Origin of the sequence: Vibrio sp. 1CM2L (genome assembly GCF_023161695.1) — a bacterium.
In the GTDB taxonomy this organism is placed as follows: Bacteria; Pseudomonadota; Gammaproteobacteria; order Enterobacterales; family Vibrionaceae; genus Vibrio; species Vibrio coralliirubri.
This window is the reverse complement of sequence record NZ_JALNTT010000018.1, coordinates 1-1105: the sequence shown is the minus strand read 5'-3', so window position 1 is coordinate 1105 and position 1105 is coordinate 1. Positions and strand designations below refer to the sequence as shown.

Genomic DNA, 1105 nt, shown 5'->3' with positions numbered 1-1105 from the left:
CCGCTACTTTCGGAATCTCGGTTGATTTCTCTTCCTCGGGGTACTTAGATGTTTCAGTTCCCCCGGTTTGCCTCCTGTTGCTATGTATTCACAACAGGATACTTGCTTATGCAAGTGGGTTTCCCCATTCAGGAATCCCAGACTCAAAAGGTTATTACTACCTAATCTGGGCTTATCGCAAGTTATTACGCCTTTCATCGCCTCTGACTGCCAAGGCATCCACCGTGTACGCTTAGTCACTTAACCATACAACCCGAAAGGGTCTTAGTGTATGGCAACTAACCAAGGTTTTTGGTTGTCATTAAGAAGGGTTAATTCTCAATGACTGTTTGCCGGACTCAATTGTGATTCAAACAAGTTTGAATCGAATACAAGACACTTGAATGTGTTTGTTGTGTTTATCAATAAAGATAAACATTGAGAACTTTTAAATTTGATTGAATTACTCGTAAGTAATCAATCAGTCAGCTTTCCAAATTGTTAAAGAGCAAGAGTTTTAAGTGTTAAACTTTTAAACCCATTTTTAAATACTCTCTTACGAGAATGCTTAAAGATGGTGGGCGATACCGGGCTCGAACCAGTGACCCCCTGCTTGTAAGGCAGGTGCTCTCCCAACTGAGCTAATCGCCCATGATAGTTTTGATTCCTTCATGGAGAAAGAATGGTGGAGCTATGCGGGATCGAACCGCAGACCTCCTGCGTGCAAGGCAGGCGCTCTCCCAGCTGAGCTATAGCCCCATATTTTTATTTCCTTGGGAGGAAATGGTGGGTCGTGCAGGATTCGAACCTGCGACCAATTGATTAAAAGTCAACTGCTCTACCAACTGAGCTAACGACCCAATGGTATCCCGTAGGGGAGTCGAACCCCTGTTACCGCCGTGAAAGGGCGGTGTCCTAGGCCTCTAGACGAACGGGACACTGCAATTCATTTCCACTTTAAAAGTAGAAACAAATTTCGAAGAACTTGGGAGCTCTTCATCTCTTTGCTTTTCTAAACCTAATCAATCTGTGTGGGTACTCATCAAAGATATCTTCGTATAAGGAGGTGATCCAGCCCCAGGTTCCCCTAGGGCTACCTTGTTACGACTTCACCCCAGTCATGAAC

4 tRNA genes and 2 rRNA genes are annotated in these 1105 nt (G+C 44.4%); all 6 read right to left on the bottom strand.

The window, feature by feature from the left end:
- Nucleotides 1–246 (bottom strand): 23S ribosomal RNA (locus tag MSG34_RS24080); the annotation flags it as partial.
- A gap of 308 nt (nucleotides 247–554) precedes the next feature.
- Nucleotides 555–630: transfer RNA gene (locus MSG34_RS24075), tRNA-Val, on the bottom strand.
- A 32-nt stretch (nucleotides 631–662) separates the two neighbouring features.
- Nucleotides 663–738 (bottom strand) — tRNA-Ala (locus tag MSG34_RS24070).
- Between the two features lie 25 nt (nucleotides 739–763).
- A tRNA-Lys gene (locus MSG34_RS24065) sits at nucleotides 764–839 on the bottom strand.
- A gap of 2 nt (nucleotides 840–841) precedes the next feature.
- Nucleotides 842–917 (bottom strand) — tRNA-Glu (locus tag MSG34_RS24060).
- A gap of 121 nt (nucleotides 918–1038) precedes the next feature.
- Nucleotides 1039–1105, bottom strand: a 16S ribosomal RNA gene (locus MSG34_RS24055); the annotation flags it as partial.